At 65.0% G+C, this 16,421-nt stretch carries 12 protein-coding genes and 2 tRNA genes; 4 read left to right on the forward strand and 10 right to left on the reverse strand.

Annotation, left to right across the window (positions count from 1 at the left end; all coding sequences use genetic code 11):
- The first annotated feature begins 8 nt into the window (after window positions 1–8).
- From HUK72_RS03280 to HUK72_RS03290, 3 genes are read left to right on the forward strand one after another with little or no spacing between them, the layout of a single operon-like run.
- On the forward strand, window positions 9–656 hold the full coding sequence (locus tag HUK72_RS03280) for a glutathione S-transferase family protein (protein WP_176595518.1): 648 nt from the start codon (window positions 9–11) through the stop codon (window positions 654–656).
- Entirely contained in the window at window positions 657–2,738 is a 2,082-nt protein-coding gene (locus HUK72_RS03285) for an acetoacetate--CoA ligase (protein WP_176595519.1), read from the forward strand. It abuts the gene before it with no gap.
- Between the two features lie 11 nt (window positions 2,739–2,749).
- A complete protein-coding gene (locus HUK72_RS03290) occupies window positions 2,750–3,688 on the forward strand; it encodes a hypothetical protein (RefSeq protein WP_176595520.1) in 939 nt (312 codons plus the stop codon).
- 387 nt (window positions 3,689–4,075) lie between these two features.
- On the opposite strand, the gene HUK72_RS03295 is transcribed toward HUK72_RS03290, so the two are convergent.
- The 8 genes from HUK72_RS03295 to moaA form a co-directional block, all read right to left on the reverse strand.
- Window positions 4,076–5,152, reverse strand: coding sequence for an alpha/beta hydrolase (locus HUK72_RS03295; protein ID WP_176595521.1), 1,077 nt, complete (start codon window positions 5,150–5,152; stop codon window positions 4,076–4,078).
- Between the two features lie 18 nt (window positions 5,153–5,170).
- Window positions 5,171–6,406 carry a cytochrome P450 gene (locus HUK72_RS03300; RefSeq protein ID WP_176595522.1) on the reverse strand — a complete coding sequence of 412 codons (1,236 nt, stop codon included), beginning with the start codon at window positions 6,404–6,406 and terminating at the stop codon, window positions 5,171–5,173.
- A 105-nt stretch (window positions 6,407–6,511) separates the two neighbouring features.
- The gene (locus HUK72_RS03305; RefSeq protein ID WP_176595523.1) at window positions 6,512–8,731 is read right to left on the reverse strand and encodes a TonB-dependent receptor; all 2,220 of its coding nucleotides are present in this window, start codon (window positions 8,729–8,731) and stop codon (window positions 6,512–6,514) included.
- A 250-nt stretch (window positions 8,732–8,981) separates the two neighbouring features.
- Window positions 8,982–10,532, reverse strand: a complete 1,551-nt coding sequence (locus tag HUK72_RS03310) for an NAD(P)/FAD-dependent oxidoreductase (RefSeq protein WP_176595524.1) — start codon at window positions 10,530–10,532, stop codon at window positions 8,982–8,984.
- Between the two features lie 224 nt (window positions 10,533–10,756).
- A tRNA-Asn gene (locus tag HUK72_RS03315) sits at window positions 10,757–10,831 on the reverse strand.
- Between the two features lie 195 nt (window positions 10,832–11,026).
- A tRNA-Asn gene (locus HUK72_RS03320) sits at window positions 11,027–11,101 on the reverse strand.
- Between the two features lie 78 nt (window positions 11,102–11,179).
- Entirely contained in the window at window positions 11,180–11,956 is a 777-nt protein-coding gene (locus tag HUK72_RS03325) for an NAD kinase (protein ID WP_176595525.1), read from the reverse strand.
- On the reverse strand, window positions 11,953–12,978 hold the full coding sequence (gene moaA / locus HUK72_RS03330) for a GTP 3',8-cyclase MoaA (RefSeq protein WP_255325603.1): 1,026 nt from the start codon (window positions 12,976–12,978) through the stop codon (window positions 11,953–11,955). Before moaA ends, HUK72_RS03325 begins: the two co-directional genes overlap by 4 nt.
- Before the next feature lie 95 nt (window positions 12,979–13,073).
- On the opposite strand from moaA, the gene HUK72_RS03335 reads away from it, so the two are divergent.
- Window positions 13,074–15,110 carry a bifunctional diguanylate cyclase/phosphodiesterase gene (locus HUK72_RS03335; RefSeq protein ID WP_218035902.1) on the forward strand — a complete coding sequence of 679 codons (2,037 nt, stop codon included), beginning with the start codon at window positions 13,074–13,076 and terminating at the stop codon, window positions 15,108–15,110.
- 112 nt (window positions 15,111–15,222) lie between these two features.
- On the opposite strand, the gene HUK72_RS03340 is transcribed toward HUK72_RS03335, so the two are convergent.
- Both HUK72_RS03340 and HUK72_RS03345 read right to left on the reverse strand, forming a co-directional pair.
- Window positions 15,223–15,927: a TorF family putative porin gene (locus HUK72_RS03340; RefSeq protein WP_255325604.1), complete on the reverse strand. Its 705-nt coding sequence runs from the start codon at window positions 15,925–15,927 to the stop codon at window positions 15,223–15,225.
- A 13-nt stretch (window positions 15,928–15,940) separates the two neighbouring features.
- Window positions 15,941–16,354, reverse strand: coding sequence for a hypothetical protein (locus HUK72_RS03345; RefSeq protein ID WP_176595527.1), 414 nt, complete (start codon window positions 16,352–16,354; stop codon window positions 15,941–15,943).
- Window positions 16,355–16,421: the final 67 nt, after the last annotated feature.

Here is a 16,421-nt window from a genome sequence, read left to right on the forward strand (position 1 = left end):
AAGCAACCATGATCACCCTCTATGCCTGCAATTTCCATGACGCGTTCGCGCATGGCACGGTCCGCGACATCCGGGCGCGTTGGGCGCTGGAAGAGGCGGGCTTGCCCTATGAAACGCGGCTCGTCAGCCGGGAGGGGCTGGGCAGCGCCGAATATCGCGCAATCCACCCGTTCGGGAAAATCCCCGCCATTGTCGAGGAAGACGGCCTCGCCATCTTCGAATCCGCCGCCATCATCCTTCATCTGGGTGAGCGCAGCGACGTGCTGTTGCCACGCGACCGCGCCGGGAAAGCGCAGGCCACCGCCTGGATCTGCGCCGCGGCGACGACGCTGGAATGGACGGTCGGAACGCTTGGCCGCATCGACTTCTTTCCGATCGACCGCGACGCCGATCAGAAAATCCGCCCGATGACGGAAAAGGTTGTCCAGATGCGCCTGTCGGCACTGAACGAAGCGCTTGAGGGTAAGGACTATCTGGTGGGGCGCTTCACCGGCGCGGACATCATGATGCGCAGCGTGCTCGATATGCTGAGGCACACGCCGCTCGTCGCGGAATATCCGGTGCTGAGCGCCTATATGGCGCGCTGCGCCGATCGGCCGGCCTTCCAGCGCGCCATGCGCGACCACCTGGCCGCCTATCCCAAGGAGTCCATCTGAATGACGCGCATGCCGCTGATGAAGATATTCCGCGAGCAGGCGGGCAAGGCGGCGGGGCAGGCCTTTGCCGATTTCGAGGCATTGCATCGCTGGTCGGTCGAAGCGCCGGCGCAATTTTGGCGAACGGTCTGGGATTTCGACGGCATCGAATCCCCCAGCGCGCCCACGGCGATCATCGAAACGGACCGGATGCCGGGGGCGCGGTGGTTCGCGGGGACGCAAGTCAATTATGCGCGGCACGTCCTGCGCCATGTCGACAGGGCCCATGCCGCAGGACATCCGGCCATCATCGCGGAGGATGAGCGGGGACCGGTTGAAACCATTGAATGGCCCGAGCTTCGCGACCGCGTCGCCGCCTTCGCAACCTCCCTCCGCGCGCTGGGCGTCGGCAAGGGGGATCGCGTCGTCGCCTATCTTCCCAACCGGCCGGAGGCGATCATCAGCTTCCTTGCCTGCGCCTCCATCGGCGCGATCTGGGCGATATGCGCGCCGGACATGGGGGTGCCCGCCATTCTCGACCGCTTCAGGCAGATCGAACCGCGCGTCCTGATCGCGACGGACGGCGTCTATTATGGCGGAAAGGCGATCGATCGGACCGAGACGGTCGAACAATTGCGGCAAGCCTTGCCAAGTCTGGAAGCCCTCGTGCTGGTTCGATCCGGGCATGCCGTGGGCACGATCGACGATGCGATCGCGTTCGATTCCATGCTGGCGCAAAGTCCGTCCATGGACGAAGCCTCCGACCCTGAATGGCTGCCGTTCGATCATCCGCTTTGGATCGTCTATTCAAGCGGCACGACCGGAAAGCCCAAGGCGCTGGTCCATGGCCATGGCGGCATCCTGCTTGGCGCGGCAGCGTCCCGGCTCCACTCCGATCTTGGCGCGAGCTATGAGGCGCGCACGCCCGGCGAGCGTTTCCACTGGTTCAGTTCCACCGGCTGGATGATGTGGAACTCGCAGGTCAGCGGTCTGTTGAGCGGAACGACCATCTGCATCTTCGACGGCAGCCCGACCGGCGCTCGCCAGGCGCCCGACTGGGGGCTGCTCTGGCGCTTCGCGGCACGGAACCGCGTCACCTTCTTCGGCTCCGGCGCGCAATATTATACATTATGCGAGAAGGAGGCGGTCGACTTCCGCGCCGTCGGTGATCTCTCCGCGCTTCGCGCCCTGGGAAGCACGGCCTCTCCTCTACCCGCCGGAGTCCAGACGTCGATCTCGGATCGTCTGGCGGAGGCTGGAAGGCCCGGCATCTGGTGGTTCAACAGTTCCGGCGGCACCGACATTTGCGGCTCTTTCTGCGCGGGCAATCCCGAATTGCCGGCCGCTCCCGGACGGCTGCAATGCCGCCAGCTCGGGGCGGCGGTCGAGGCTTGGGACGAGAATGGCGTTGCGGTCGTCGATGAGGTCGGGGAACTGGTCTGCACCAAACCGATGCCGAACATGCCGCTCTTCCTGTGGGGAGACGCCGATGGCGCGCGCTATCGCGAATCCTATTTCGAACATTTCGAAGGAGTCTGGCGGCACGGCGATTGGCTGAAGATCCTGCCCGACGGAAGCTGCGAGATTTTCGGGCGCAGCGATGCGACGATCAATCGCGCCGGGCACCGGATGGGCACCAGCGAAATCTACGCGGCGGTCGAGGGGCTGGACGGCGTCGTCGATTCCCTGGTGATCGACGTTCGCATGGAGGGCGATGACAGCCGGTTGCTGCTGTTCATCGTGCCCGCGGCCTCTTCCGATGCGGGCGAAGCCCTTGTCAGCCGGATCAAGGACGCGATCCGGACAGGCTTGTCGCCGCGCTTCGTCCCGGATGAGGTGATCTTCGCGAGCGCCATTCCACGGACCTTGTCGTCCAAGAAGCTGGAGCTTCCCGTCAAACGCCTGTTCGAAGGCGCGCCGCTCAGCCGGATCGTCGAGCCCGCGGCGATGGCGAATCCCGAATGCCTGGAAGATTATGTGGCGATGGCCGGGCGCTTTCGTGGACAAGGCGGGGCGCGGGGGCAGTCGGCTCTGCCGACGCGGCAGGAGCGGGGAAGGGCGGAAGCCGCAATGCCGGCCGCCGATGGAATGGACAAGGTTTGAAGGAGAGACCAATGCTGTTTGCGACCTCCCTGGAGGAGAATGCAGGGGTGCTGGCCGGGCCGTTTCGCGCGCCGCGGCAGATGCTGGCCGTGCAGGATGACGGGGGCCACGCCTCGATCCATGATGACGCCACCGCCCAGGCGATCGGCTTCAAGGGCGGCACGATCGAAGGACCGACCCATTTCAGCCAATTCGCGCCGCTCGCATGCGCGGTCTGGGGTGATCGCTTTCTCACCCATGGCTGCCTCTCGGCCCATTATCGCGCGCCCGTGTTCGAGGGCGAGCTGGTGAGAGCCTATCTGCGTCGTCCGGAGGCGGGCGGCGCCCTGGCCGAAATTTGGATGCTGCGGGAGGATGGCACGGAAATCCTGCGCGGCACAGCCTCGGTCGGCCCGGATTTCCCGGCCTCCGCATTGGATGCGCGTCTCGACGAGCTCACGCCGCTCACCGATCCGGTGATCCTGGCCGATGCCAGGATCGGCCAGCGCACCCCGCGCAATCATGTGCGGATGGATTTCGACCAGCATATGGGCGCTCTATATCCCTTCACTCTTGCGGAGAAGCTGATGCGGATCACCGAACCCTCGCCGCTCTATGAGAAGGCCGGCAACGGATTCGAGCGGCCGATCGTCCCGATGGAGATGATCAGCGTCCTCATGCAATATACGGCGCGGGACGATGGTTATCCTGCGCGGGGGCCGGTCGTGGGGCTGTTTGCCGATCAGGAAATCCGGCTCCACGATGGGCCTATTCATGTCAGTGAGGACTATGACATTGAGCGCGAGGTCGTGTTCCTGTCGAGCAGCCGCCGGACCGAGAGCGTCTGGATGCGCTCCACCCTGTACCGCCCCGGAACCCGGAAACGCGTCGCTGAGATGTTGCTCAACCTGGCGTCGATCAAGGAAAGCTACGCCCCCTATGCCGCCGAATATGCGGCCCTTTACGGTTAGGACCGATCGACATTCAGTTCAGGGTGAACCGAAAATGGTGGTTTCCGTAACCCGGAATGCAGCGCACTCGAAGTATGTGAGCGCCGGAAGCACATACAAGTGCCATTGGCAGGCCGTCGGGGCTGCACGTCGATTGGCCCTAGGCGGCGTGGCAAATTCCAAGGCTCGCTGGACTGATTTGGGTGGATTCAGGACATTCCCCCTCCCGCAGGCGGGAGGGGGCTAGGGGGTGGGCTGGCGCGACATCAGCGGCGATTTTCAACGGCTAAGCTGGAAGCTCGCTGCGCTCGCACCCACCCCTAACCCCTCCCGCCTGCGGGAGGGGAATGTCTTGGATTGGCCATTTCCCGACATTCCGAATTTGTCCACGCGACCTTGGTATCCGCTTTAGCTGTCCGGGCCGATATAGTTGCGCATGAGGGCGTTGATCTTTGGCAGGGTTTCCTGCGAATAGCGGGTGGGCTGCCCGGTTTTCGGATTGATCCCGTATATGCCCGCATGCGGCTGTTGCTGCCCCTCTATATAGGTCACGTCGACCCCCGCCTCGCGCAACCGGGCGGCAAAGGCGCGGGATTCGTCCCGAAGGATTTCCCACTCGCCCGCCCAGATGATAGCCGGGGACAGCCCCTCCACGGATGGGACCAGCATCGGTGATGCGCGCCAGTCGAATGTGTCCTCCTTGGATCGCAAATAGAGGCGCGTCACCGACTCCGCCACGTCGCGGGTCAGGCTGTAGTTCGCGAACTCCTCGTAGGAGGCGGTGTTGTTCCGGGTGTCGAAGACCGGCGTCCACAGCCATTGCACCGCCGGTTTCTGGATGCCGGCGTCGCGCGCCATCAGCGAGACGACGGTTGCGATGTTCGCGCCAGTGCATCCCCCGCCGATGCCGATCCTGGTCCGATCCACGTCAAGTTCGTCCGCCTTTTCCAGAATATATTGATAGGCCGCGAAGCAATCCTCGACCTGCGCGGGGAACTTCGCTTTCCAGGAAACGCGATGGTCGAGCTGCGCGACGGCGCAACCCCAATCGAGCGCGTAGCTGCTGTTCTGGGTGTCGCAATTGTCAAGGCCGTCGAATCCCGCCCAGCCGCCGCCATGGGTGTGGAGGTAAAGGCCGATCGGGCCGGTCCGCTTCTCCGGCATGTAGATGCGCATCGGCAAAGGCCCGGCGGGACAGGGCACGTCGACGTTCCAGGCCTTCAGGCCGGGGGCCAGGACATGCGGGTCAGGCCATGGGGCGGGCTCGACTCCCGGCGGCAATGTGCCGAAGGGCAGGTTGATGAGCATCGTCTCCTCATCGACCTCGGCCATGCGGCGCTGCCGAAGCGCTTCATAGTCGATCTTGCTCTCCAGCGGCGGCATCGATCCCGGCATCGGAAGACGCACGGGCCCAGGCTGGAAGGAAGGGGGCGAGTCCGGCGCAACCGCGGCAGGATCGGACGATTCATAGTCTTGCAGGTTCATAGATGGCATCCCCAACCTTCAGCTTGTCCCGCCGCGCTTGCCTTCAAGCCGAAGCGGCAGATCAATATAGCCGAACAGGCCGCGATTGACTCCCGCTACAGGCGTTCCCGCGATCAAGGTCGCATCCGCCTCGATCAGCGCCTCCAGCATGACTTCCATTTCAAGGCGCGCCAGATGCATGCCCGCGCACATATGCGGCCCCGTGCCCCAGGCCAATTGATCGCGGGCGTCGCGATCAATGTCGAACCGGTCCGGATTTTCGTAGCGCCGCTCGTCCCGGTTGGCGCAGCCATAGAGCAGCATCACTCGCGAGCCTTTGGGGATGATCGTCCCGCCCGCATCATAATCCTCGGTCGCCACGCGCCCGAACCAGCGGAGGACCGAATTGCGCCGCACGCTTTCCAGCACGGCCGCGGGAACCTTGTCGGGCCGTTCCTTCAACTGGGTCCATTGCTCCGGATGGGTCGCCAGATCATGCAGCAGATGCCCCTTCGCCAAAATGGTCGTGTCCAGGCTGGGGAAGACATAGGCGCTGATCGCGGACATGGCTTCGACCATCGACAGCTTGCCGCTGTCGACCGCGGCAAACAGATCGCCGGCCCAACTGCCGGTTCGAACGTTCGCAGGGGTGAGGCTCGCCATGAAGGCGCGCGCCTCTGCCCAGACGTTCACGTCCTTCTCGTCGACGTCCGGACCGATGAGGTTGAAGGTCGCCGCTGCCCAATCGAGCATGCGCTCCCGCCCGCTTTCCGGAAGGCCGACCAGATGCGAGACGGCCTCGACCGGCAGGAAAGAGGCAAGCGCCTTCATCGCGTTGAACTGCCCCATGCCCAGCAGGCCGTCGACGCGTTTCACGATCAATTGCTTCAGCCCGTCGCGCGCTTCGCGAAGCTTGGCGGGCGCGAGCGGCCGCATGATGGTCGTGCGCATGCGCGCATGGACGGGGCCGTCCGTCTGGATGACATTCGTTCCCCGTCCGGCGCTATTCCAACCGTCATTGAAGCCAATCCCTTCGCCGCTGATCAGCCGGTCGGACGCCCTCAGCGCCGCCTGGACGTCCGCGAAGCGGCCGATCGCATAGACATCGGGCCGACGCAGCCGGACGGCGGGGCCAGCGTCGCGGATGGTCCGATAATCCTTGAAGGGATTTTGAAGGCTTGCGTCGGTGAACAGGTCGAGATCAAGCACCGGCGCGTCGGGCAGCAGCGTCGCCATGGTCAGTTCCGCCTCCGCGCCGCGCCGTGGCACGGCCATGATCGCCTGGAGGCAGATAGGAAAGGGAAGATGCTTTCGACACAATCCAGGCGATGATGGGGCGTTGCCTGCCGCATGAATATTTTCTCCTATCTGCTCTCGGCTTCACATCTTGATGCTGAATTGCAGCTTGATCGTCCGGGGATTCAGCGGGACGCCAAGGCTGCTCTGCTCGCCTGGAGGCGCGGCGACGAAGGGGATCGGGAAGGCGAAGCCATAGACATGCTGGTTCGTCAGATTTTGCCCGATCAGGCGCAGATTCCAGCTCTTGTCTTCGCCCCCGACGCCGATGCTGACGTTAAGCCGGTGCAAGGCGGCGAGCGGCGGCGTCAGATAGGGGACATCCTTGACTTCGGTCAGCGAGATCACCTTCGATCGATAGTCCATATTCACGTCGAGTTCGGCGCGCAGGCTGCTGGAAACATCATGCTCCCACGTGCCTCCGACCAGGCCGGACCAGCGCGGCGCGTAGGGAATGCGCACGCCGGTCCGCGCATCGCGGGCGTTGGCGTAGATATTGTTCCAGTAGAAATGCAGGTTCCTGGACGCTTCCCAATTCACCTGGGACTCGAAACCGTCGCTCGCCACATTCTGATTGAAGACGACGAAATTCTGGCCGTCGAAATTGACGACCTGGAAGTTGCGCACCCGCGTATGGAAATAGCTGCCATTCAATGTGAGACGCCGGTCGAGCAGCCTCAGCTTGAAGCCGACCTCCGCCGTACGTGCGCGCTCCGGCTTATAGTAAGCTTGGGTAAGATCGCTGACGGCGGTCGCGAAACCGCCCGGCTTCGTCCCTTGCCCAAAGGTCGTGTAGAGCAGGATGTCGCTGCTGGGCTTATAGGTCAGCCCCACCGATCCATCGAGGCTCTTCGTCACCGCCGAAAGGGTGAAGGGCGCGACCGGCGGAGCGAGGAACAGCGAATAGGTCCCCGGAACGACCAGATCGCGTGAGAGATCCGCGGTCTTCTTTTCCCGGGTGTAACGCAGGCCGAGCGTGAAGGTCAGCGGATCGGTGATGTGGTAATTGCCCTGCGCGAAACCGGAAATCGCCTCGTTGGTCTGCTTGAAATTGGTGGCGCTCGTCCCGGTGACGGGGAAGGGGATCGGCGTCGTTCCCAGCGGATAGTCGGCGGCCTGCGTCTGGACCTGCCGATAATGCCCCTTCAGATAGAAGATGCCGGCGATATAATCGAAGCGGGAGCCGACCGCGGACGCATAGCGCAGTTCTTGGGTGAACTGCCGCGACTTGTCCGGAATGAAGGCGAGCAGGGCATCGCCGGGCAGATAGGTGCTGTTCTGCGTCAGGTTCGCCCGCGATTTGGAATAAGCGGTCTGGGATGTGAGCGTTCCGTCGCCAATCCCGTAATTGGCCGTCAACACGCCCAGCCGCGCATTCAGCGTCCCGTGCCGCGTCAGGCCGAGCGCGGGCGAATATTGCGCCGAACGGCCATATTGGGTGGTGATGCTGTTCGGGAAGCCGAATGAAGCGGCGAGCGTCTCGGGCGCGGTGCCCGAGATCACGATCTGCTGGGTGTTGGGTCCGTTGGAAACGCCGCTGACAATCTGGCCCATCGCGGTGACGTCCAGGCGATCGGAGGGAGTCCAGACCGCCGTGATGCGCCCGCCGCCGGTGCGGTCGCGCTGTTCCTGGCCGCTGATGACTTCGCGCAGGGGGCCGCCACGGCTTTCGTAGAAGCCTGCGACCCGAACCTTGAACGCGTCCGAAAGCGGGAGGTCTACCGCAGCCTCGATACGGTCGGAGTCGAGCTTGAATTCATGTTCGTAGCGGCCGCTGAAGGCCAGCTTATCTCCGGGCTTCACGGTGACGACGTTGATCGCGCCCAGGCTGCTGTTCTTGCCGAGGAGCGCGGCCTGCGTGCCGCTGATCGCCTCGATCGTGCTCACGTCGAACAGCGATACGCTCAATTCCCGGTCCCGCGCCAGAAAGGCGCCGTTGAGATAGGTCGCGACCGAAGCGTCGAAGGACGGATTGCCCGGCTGCGACCCCAGGCCGCGCATCGTGGCGACGAATTGATAGGCGTCCGGCGAAACGGATGTGTTGAGCGCCGGGGCGACCTTCGCAATGTCGATCAGGTTGGAGACCGCCGCGATGGCGAGCCTGGTCTGGTCGACCACTGTCACGGTCGCGGGGGTCGACTGGACCGAGCGGCTGGATTTGAGCGCGGTGACGACGATGTCGCTGACCGTCGAATCACTGCCGGAAGGCACGACGGACGCGTCGCCTCCGGTCGCTTGCGCATGCGCGGCGCCGCCGGCCAGCAGGGCCATTGTTGCGACGGACGAAAGCCATTTCTTGGGCATCTTCCCCTCCTTGTTCGGCGCGCTGGAATGGCGCACTCTTTCGAATATGGGTCTGCCATAAAATATTCTTTTTATCAAATCCAATTTTTATTATTCAGAAAAAGTTCCTTTGACTGGGCGGCGCAAGCGAAATCAGTCCCGCGAAGGCCGAGATTTGCGGGGCGCAGCATAGCGGAATGCCGCCGGGGAATCGTGAGGAATAGGGCGTTGCCGGCCGGCGGCCGTTCCGTCGTTTGACGAAGCGGGCGTCTCAGCGCCGGAATGCTTTGGCCGTCCCCGCAGACCGAGTCTTCGAATGCGCGCGATGATCGGTCAAAACCGCGTGGGCAGCGTTAGCGCCGCAAGCGCCATGGACGCCGCCGCCGGGATAGATGCCCGGGCCAGCCAGATAGAGCCCCTCCAGACCGCCGCGATATTGGGCCGCGCCCATTTTCATGAGCATGCGCCGCTCGAAGGACGATGAGAGATCGCATGACATCGCCAAGGGCGGGTCGGCCTGGTCGGACCGGTAGCTGGCCCACATGTCCAGGAACGCCCGAGGGAAAGCCGCCTCGACCATGTTCCACTTATCCGCGTCCATGATGTCCGTGGCCGGAAAATTGCTGTCGACCACCGCGATATGCCGCCCTTGCGGGGCTTGCGGCGGATCCCAGAGACTGTGCACGCGGACCACGCCGGCTGGCCTTGGCAGCAGGCCGGCGCGCAGGTCGGCCTGTTGTTGCAGCACATCGGCGGGCGATTCATGCCCCACGACCGTTTTGAGACAGGCATCGATGTCGGGATCATATTGCGCCGACTTGTAGCGCGGTTGCCCTGCCAGGCAGAAGACGGTGCTTGCGATCGATGCGGGCCGCTGCCGCCGGAAGGCCGCCAATTCGTCGCGCATGCCCGGCGCAATGGCTTCGGCGTCCAGCAGGGCGTCGAACATGTCCAGCAAGGGAACCGCCGCCAGAATGGCGCGGGACGCGCCGATGATTGCGCCGTCCGCCGTCTCCACGCCGACGGCGCGCCCAGCGTCCACCATGATCCGGCGCGCCGGAGTCGACCCGGCAATCCGGACTCCCGAAGCGATCGCTGCCTCGCGCAGCGCTTCCGCATAGGCTCCCATGCCGCCCAGCGGGAGGCGCCAACGTCCAGCGATCCATAATGAATAGCCAAGAAAGGCGATGTCGCTGCCGCGTTCCTCCAACCCGACGCCCGTCTCGGTGGCGAGGTGATAGAGAAGGATACGAACCTCAGGTGCCTCGAACAGTTGGTCGATCAGGGTTCGCGCGCTGCCTTGTCCGAGCGGACCTCTCCCGCAATGGCCTTTATAGGCCTTTCGCACCGCATCGGCTTGTCCCGCAAACCATTGCGGGTCCGGCGCATGATATAAGCCGTTCCGGATGACGGCCCCTAAAGGCGCGGAGCGGCGCTTGAGCTCGGCATAGGTGGCGCCATCCTTCCGGGAATAGGCCGCGAAGCTTTCAACCGTCCGCGACAGAAGGTCCGGGCGGTGAAGAATGACCGGCGGCCGGCCATCCGCGAACGCGACGCCAAGCTGCGCCTCCGGCTGGTGCATGGGCACGCGTAACGTCCTGGGCGCAATCCGGTCGGGCATAATATCTGCGAAGAGAAAGCAGTTGGCGTGGGGGCTGTAGCGAAAGCCGCCGATGCGCGAGTCGACCGTCGTCGCGCTTCCGCCCACGGCCGCCTGCGCTTCCAGAAGCAGCACCGACCATCCTGCCCGCGCCAGGTCGAGCGACGCCGTCAGGCCGTTATGGCCGCCTCCGATGACGATGGCATCATAATCTTCCGTCATGACAGATGTGGTCCGCTCATTCTGATCGGCAGTCCTTGGCCGACTGTGCATCCGCTTTGGCCCGCAAGGCCTTTCTGCCTGTAATCGCCAGATGCGGAAAGCCGCTTTACCTGCTGGTTCCGAACGGCGCTCAGGCCCCCCAGCGCGTTGTTCGCGACTTTCCATGAATGGTGATAGCGCTTCGTCCGCAGAATCTGCGAGGCGGTCTGAAAGCTTGGAAAATGTGGCTCCCCGAGTAGGATTCGAACCTACGGCCATTCGATTAACAGTCGAATGCTCTACCGCTGAGCTATCGGGGAGCGACCCGGCTTCCGCCGGGCAGGCCGCGCATATGCAGCGGCTTTCGGCAAATGGCAAGGGTCTGGAAACCCTCGCGCCTCAAAAAAATGAATGACAATCCCGATCCGAAACAAGCCCATGTCGCAATCCGAGCGAACGCGTAAGGCTGCCGCATGATCATGGGGATTTCCGGGCCTCAGCCGCCGGATGAAAATTGGCTCCCCGAGTAGGATTCGAACCTACGGCCATTCGATTAACAGTCGAATGCTCTACCGCTGAGCTATCGGGGAGCGGCCTGGCTTCCGCCGGGCAGGCCGCGCCTATAGCAGCGGCTTTCCGGCAATGGCAAGCGCCAAATGACGGAATCTTTACGCGATGAACTGTTCCGCCGCGATCCGGTCGTCCAGCGTATGTTCCGGGTCGAAAAGCAGCGTCAGCGGCGTCGCCCGGTCGATCTTCACCTCGACCTGCGCGATGTCGCGCACTTCGCGTTGGTCGGCCACGGCGCTGACCGGGCGCTTAACGGGATCGAGCACGGTGAACTGGATCGCGGTATTTTCCGGCAGAATCGCGCCGCGCCAGCGCCGGGGACGGAAGGGGCTGATCGGCGTCAGCGCCACCAGCGCCGATCCCAGCGGCAATATCGGCCCATGGGCGGAGAGATTATAGGCCGTCGATCCGGCCGGCGTCGCCACCAACACCCCGTCGCACACCAGTTCGGGCAGCACGGTGCGCTCGTCGACCTTCACCTCCAGCTTGGCGGTCTGGCGCGTTTCGCGCAGCAGCGACACTTCATTGATGGCGGGGATGGAGAATCGCTCCCCATCCACCGTATCGACGGTCATGCGCAGCGGATTGACCTTGAACGGCTTGGCCGCCTCGATCCGCTGTTCCAGCCGTTCCAGCCGCCATTCGTTCATCAGGAAGCCGACCGTGCCCAGGTTCATGCCGAATACCGGCAAAATCCGCCGTCCCTCCAACATGGCGTGCAGCGTCTGGAGCATGAAGCCGTCGCCGCCCAGCGCGATGATCATGTCCGCCTGTTCGACCGGCACGAAGTCATAGGTCGCGCGCAGCCTCTCCTCCGCCGCCTTGGCGGCCGGGCTGGGGGAGGCGACGAGGGCGCGCCGAACCTCTTCGGTCATCCGCCGGTCACGCTCATATGCCGCCGCACCGCCGCCGCGGCGCCCGCACCGATGCGGAAGTCATGCGCCGCCGGCTTCAACCGCAGCGCCCGGTCGATCAGCGGCTCCACCGCCGCCGCCCCGCCCTCGCGGAAAGCGGATTTCAGGTCGACATGATCCTCATGCCCCAGGCACATGAAGATCTTGCCCTCGCAGGTCATGCGCATGCGGTTGCAGTCGGCGCAGAAATTCCGGGTCAGCGGCGTGATCAGCCCCAGCCGCACGCCCAGCCCCTCGACCGCATGATAGCGCGCCGGTCCGCCGGTGCGGTGCGCGATGGGGGTCAGCGCATGCTGCCGCCCGATGGCTTCGGCCACGCTCGTCAGCGGCAGATAATGATCGGTGCGGTCTTCCCCGGTTTCGCCCAGCGGCATGGTTTCGATCAGCGTCAGGTCGAAGCCCTGGCGGTCGCACCAATGCAGCATCGGCAGGATCTCATCCTCATTGACGCCCTTGAGTGCCACCATGTTGATCTTCACCGCCAGCCCGGCGGCCCGCGCCGCCTCCAGCCCCTCGAACACCAGCCGGATGTCACCGTTGCGCGTCACATGGGCGAAGCGGTCGGGATCGCGGCTGTCCAGGCTGACGTTGATCCGCCGCACGCCCGCATCGGCCAGCGCCTGCGCATGCTGCGTCAGCCTCGTGCCGTTAGTGGTGAGCGTCAGCTCGTCCAGCCCTTCGCCCAGATGCCGTCCGATGCGGCGGACCAGATCGACAATGTCGCGCCGCACCAGCGGCTCGCCGCCGGTCAGCCTGATTCTGCGCACGCCCCGCGCAATGAAGAGGTCGGCCAGCAGCGCGATCTCCTCCAGCGTCAGCACCTGATCCTTCGGCAGAAAAGTCATCCGCTCCGCCATGCAATAGCGGCAGCGCAGGTCGCAGCGGTCCGTCACCGAAATCCGCAAATAGCTGATCCGGCGGCCAAGCGCGTCGGTCAAGGCCGCGCGCCCGGGATCGACCATCTGCTTATCGACCTTCTCCATAGGCCCTAGCTAGGCGATGGACCTGCCCCGCGCAAGCGTCACCCGGTTGCGACAATGTAAACGGGTCGCTAACCGATAGGGATTAAGAGGGGGCGATGGGCCGTCCCGGGGAGCATCATGTGAGCGGCGAGACCGCACTGGACGGACAGCGCAGCCTCTTCATTCTGTCGCCGGGCGACCGCGACGGGCTGTCGCAACAGGCGCGCACCGCCGGTTGGCGGGCCATCGCCGCCCGCCGCGCCACCGACGCCGCGCAACGCTTCCTCCACAGCGACGCGCAGATCGCTCTGGTCGACATGCGCGGCGCGCGCGACGGCGACGTCCGCCTGATCGCATCGCTAGTTCCGGCGGTGGATGCAGGCGGCGGCGCGCTGGTCGCGCTGGTCGACGCGCAGGACATCGCCGCCGTGCCGCGCCTGCTGGAAGCCGGGGCCACGCATTTCCTTGCCGCGCCTTTCGCGCTGGGCGAGCTGTGCGCCACGCTCGCCTCGGCCCAGCGGCTGGTCGACCGGCTGGTGGGCGGCGCGACGCACAGCCGGCGGGCCCAGCGCATCCGGCGCGGCGATGCGCTGTTCTGGGAGAGGGAGGGGGATGGCATCCGCCTCAGCGACAATCTTGCCCGCCATCTCGGGCTGGAAGGACGGAGCATCGATCCGGCCGGTTTCATCCGCCGCCTGCCGCGATCGGAACGTCGTTCGGTGATCGCGGCGTTGCGCGGCATGATGCGATCCGGCCGTCCCGAAGCCTTCGCCCATGCCGCGCCGGGCCGTCCCGGCGACCGGCTGGTCCATCATCTGCGCTTGATCGACGGCGTGGTCGCGGCGGATGTGGAATGGCTGTCCGACGCCCATGGCCATGACGAGACGGGCCGCGACGACCTTACCGGCCTGCGCTCGCGCCCGGCGGCGCTCGACTGGCTCGAACGGCGCAAGGGGCTGGCGACCACGGTGCTGCTGCTCTCGATCAGCCAGTTCGACCGGATGAACGCCGCCTATGGCCAGATGGTGGGCGACGCGCTGCTGGGCCGGATCGCCCGCCGGATCGAGCGCATGACCGTCGACATGGCCGCCGAAGCCATGGTGGCGCGCATCGCCGGGACGGAGTTCCTGATCGGCCTGACCGGGGAGGCCGCCGCCGCCGAAAAGGCGACCTTCCTTGCCCGCCAGCTTATCGGCGCCATAGGCCGTCCGTTCAGCGCAGGCGACCATCTCATCCGCCTGACCGCCCGCTGCGGCATCGCCCAGTCGCGCGCCGACGATGACGCGACCCGCCTCATCCGCCGCGCCGGCACCGCTCTGGCCGACGCCAGGGTCGGGGGAGGGGAGGGCATCCGCATCTTCTCCTCGGAAAAGCGCAGCCGTCAGGTCGACGCCGACCAGTTGGAAACCGATCTGCGCCTGGCCCTCCATCGCGGCGAGATCGCCATATTGTTCCAGCCGCAATATCCGGTCGGCGGCGAGCATATGATCGGGGTCGAGGCGCTGGCCCGCTGGAACCACCCGCAATATGGCGCGCTGGGCGCGGGGATGCTGTTCGCCACGGCGGAGCGGTCCGACTATATGCTCCCGCTGTCGGCGCATATTCAGGCCGAAGCGCTTCGTCAGGCCGCCGCCTGGCCGCGTGCGCTGTCTCATCTGCGCCTGTCGATCAACGTCACGGCGGAGGACATCGCCCAGCCCGGCTTCATGCCGCAATTCCTCAATCTGGTGGACACCAGCGGCTTTCCCCGCTCGCGCCTGACGGTGGAGATCACCGAAAGCGGCCTGATCGAAGATGTCGACAATGCGACGGCGCTGCTGACGGCCTTGCGCGCCGAAGGACTGGCCGTGGCGGTGGACGATTTCGGCACCGGCTATTCCAGCCTCGCCTATCTGAAGAGCCTGCCGCTCGATTATTTGAAGATCGACAGCGGTCTGGCGCAGGACATCGCGGGCACGGCGCGGGACCGCATCATCGTGCGCGGCGTGATCCACATGGCCAAATCGCTGGGCCTCAGCGTGATAGCGGAGGGCGTGGAGACCGAACAGCAACTCGACCTTCTTTCCCGCGAAGGCTGTGATTTTTATCAGGGCTTCCTGCGTTCCGCCGGAGTCTCCTCCGCCGATCTGGTGGCGTTGGCGCTGAAACCCTGACCCACGATCACGATAATGTACTCCTGAGGAGGCAGGAGCCCAGTCCCGCCGATGGAACTCGGTTCTCACGAGCCACTTGTCTCGTTCGAATGCCTTCGCAGGCACGGCATCGCTAAAGGCTAAACCCGACCCGTCCGATCAAAGAAGCTCCGGCATGCCGCGCCCCCGGCCCATCGATGCTGCTATCCGCATAGCGCAGCCCGGCAATCCAGCGCCCCTTCAGATACTCGACGCCAACCCCATAGTCCCAATAAGCGCCATCCGGCCGCAACCGCGCTGCCCGCAGCGGATCGCGCACATTCCCCGAAGACCGCCCAAGCCGGGCCGAAACCGTCAGGGGCGTCCCCGGCACCCCCACCGCCGCCGAAGCCGACAGATGGAGATTATCCCCGCCGATGGCCGATTGCCGGGGCGCATAACTCCCGCTGAAATCGACGCTGGCCGGCCCGATCAGGAACCCCGCGCCCACGCCGATCTCCCCATAGCCTTGCCCGGAAGCACCTGGGAACAGATGATAGCGCCCCTCAGCCGAAAGCCGCCACCCGCCCATCTGCCGCCCATAAGCTGCGCCCAGATCGACCGCCGCATCCGCCCCGCCATGCCGGGCGCTGTCCCATAATGAGACAGCCGTGCCATCGAGGCTCAGCCCCTCCGCCACAGCCACCGAAACCGATCCGCGCACAACCGGATCGCCGTCGCTCCAGCTCAGCCCCCGGCGCCGCTCCTCGCTGGCGACCTCGACTGTCGCGGAAACGCCGTCGCCATATTGCGCAAGGGCAGGGGAAGCGCTGGCGCACAGCAAAATCCCGCACGCCATCGCTCCCCGCATCTCAGTTCGACGCCAGGCTGCGAACGGCATCAAGCTCAGCCAGCAACGGAGCGCGATCCTGTTCGGCAACCGCCGCCAGATGCTCGCGTATCTTGCCCTCATGCTGCGCCAGATTGCGCTCGCCCGGCTGGCGGCCGGGGGTGCAGGCGCCATGCTCGCTGCCCGAAAACTGCTTGTCGCTCGAAACGGTGCGGCTCAGCGCCGGTCCATGGCTCAACGCCCGGTCGACCATGATCGTGGCGGTCCACTGGCACCGTTGCATATCCATCCGGTTCGGGGTTCTGGCGCCGATGGTTTTGGTCCGGAACTCCGCCCGCGCGGTATAAGTCGCCTGCACCGGCGTCCCGCCATGGTCGATCTGAACGCTGTGCGTCGCGGCAGCCGCCGCCGCGAGCGCGATAAGAGTCAAGCTCATGCAAATTCTCCTGCTCGATGCCGGACTTTGCTGCCCGGTCATCGACGCAGGATGTAGATTGCGACTG

The organism is Sphingobium sp. 15-1, from assembly GCF_013375535.1.
GTDB classification, from domain to species: domain Bacteria; phylum Pseudomonadota; class Alphaproteobacteria; order Sphingomonadales; family Sphingomonadaceae; genus Sphingobium; species Sphingobium aromaticivastans.

Coding starts and splice junctions, on each gene's coding strand:
- HUK72_RS03280 (WP_176595518.1), top strand. CDS start 9: ATGATCACCCTCTATGCCTGCAATTTCCATGACGCGTTCGCGCATGGC.
- HUK72_RS03285 (WP_176595519.1), top strand. CDS start 657: ATGACGCGCATGCCGCTGATGAAGATATTCCGCGAGCAGGCGGGCAAG.
- HUK72_RS03290 (WP_176595520.1), top strand. CDS start 2,750: ATGCTGTTTGCGACCTCCCTGGAGGAGAATGCAGGGGTGCTGGCCGGG.
- HUK72_RS03295 (WP_176595521.1), bottom strand. CDS start 5,152: ATGAACCTGCAAGACTATGAATCGTCCGATCCTGCCGCGGTTGCGCCG.
- HUK72_RS03300 (WP_176595522.1), bottom strand. CDS start 6,406: ATGGCCGTGCCACGGCGCGGCGCGGAGGCGGAACTGACCATGGCGACG.
- HUK72_RS03305 (WP_176595523.1), bottom strand. CDS start 8,731: ATGCCCAAGAAATGGCTTTCGTCCGTCGCAACAATGGCCCTGCTGGCC.
- HUK72_RS03310 (WP_176595524.1), bottom strand. CDS start 10,532: ATGACGGAAGATTATGATGCCATCGTCATCGGAGGCGGCCATAACGGC.
- HUK72_RS03325 (WP_176595525.1), bottom strand. CDS start 11,956: ATGACCGAAGAGGTTCGGCGCGCCCTCGTCGCCTCCCCCAGCCCGGCC.
- moaA (WP_255325603.1), bottom strand. CDS start 12,978: ATGGAGAAGGTCGATAAGCAGATGGTCGATCCCGGGCGCGCGGCCTTG.
- HUK72_RS03335 (WP_218035902.1), top strand. CDS start 13,074: ATGGGCCGTCCCGGGGAGCATCATGTGAGCGGCGAGACCGCACTGGAC.
- HUK72_RS03340 (WP_255325604.1), bottom strand. CDS start 15,927: ATGGCGTGCGGGATTTTGCTGTGCGCCAGCGCTTCCCCTGCCCTTGCG.
- HUK72_RS03345 (WP_176595527.1), bottom strand. CDS start 16,354: ATGAGCTTGACTCTTATCGCGCTCGCGGCGGCGGCTGCCGCGACGCAC.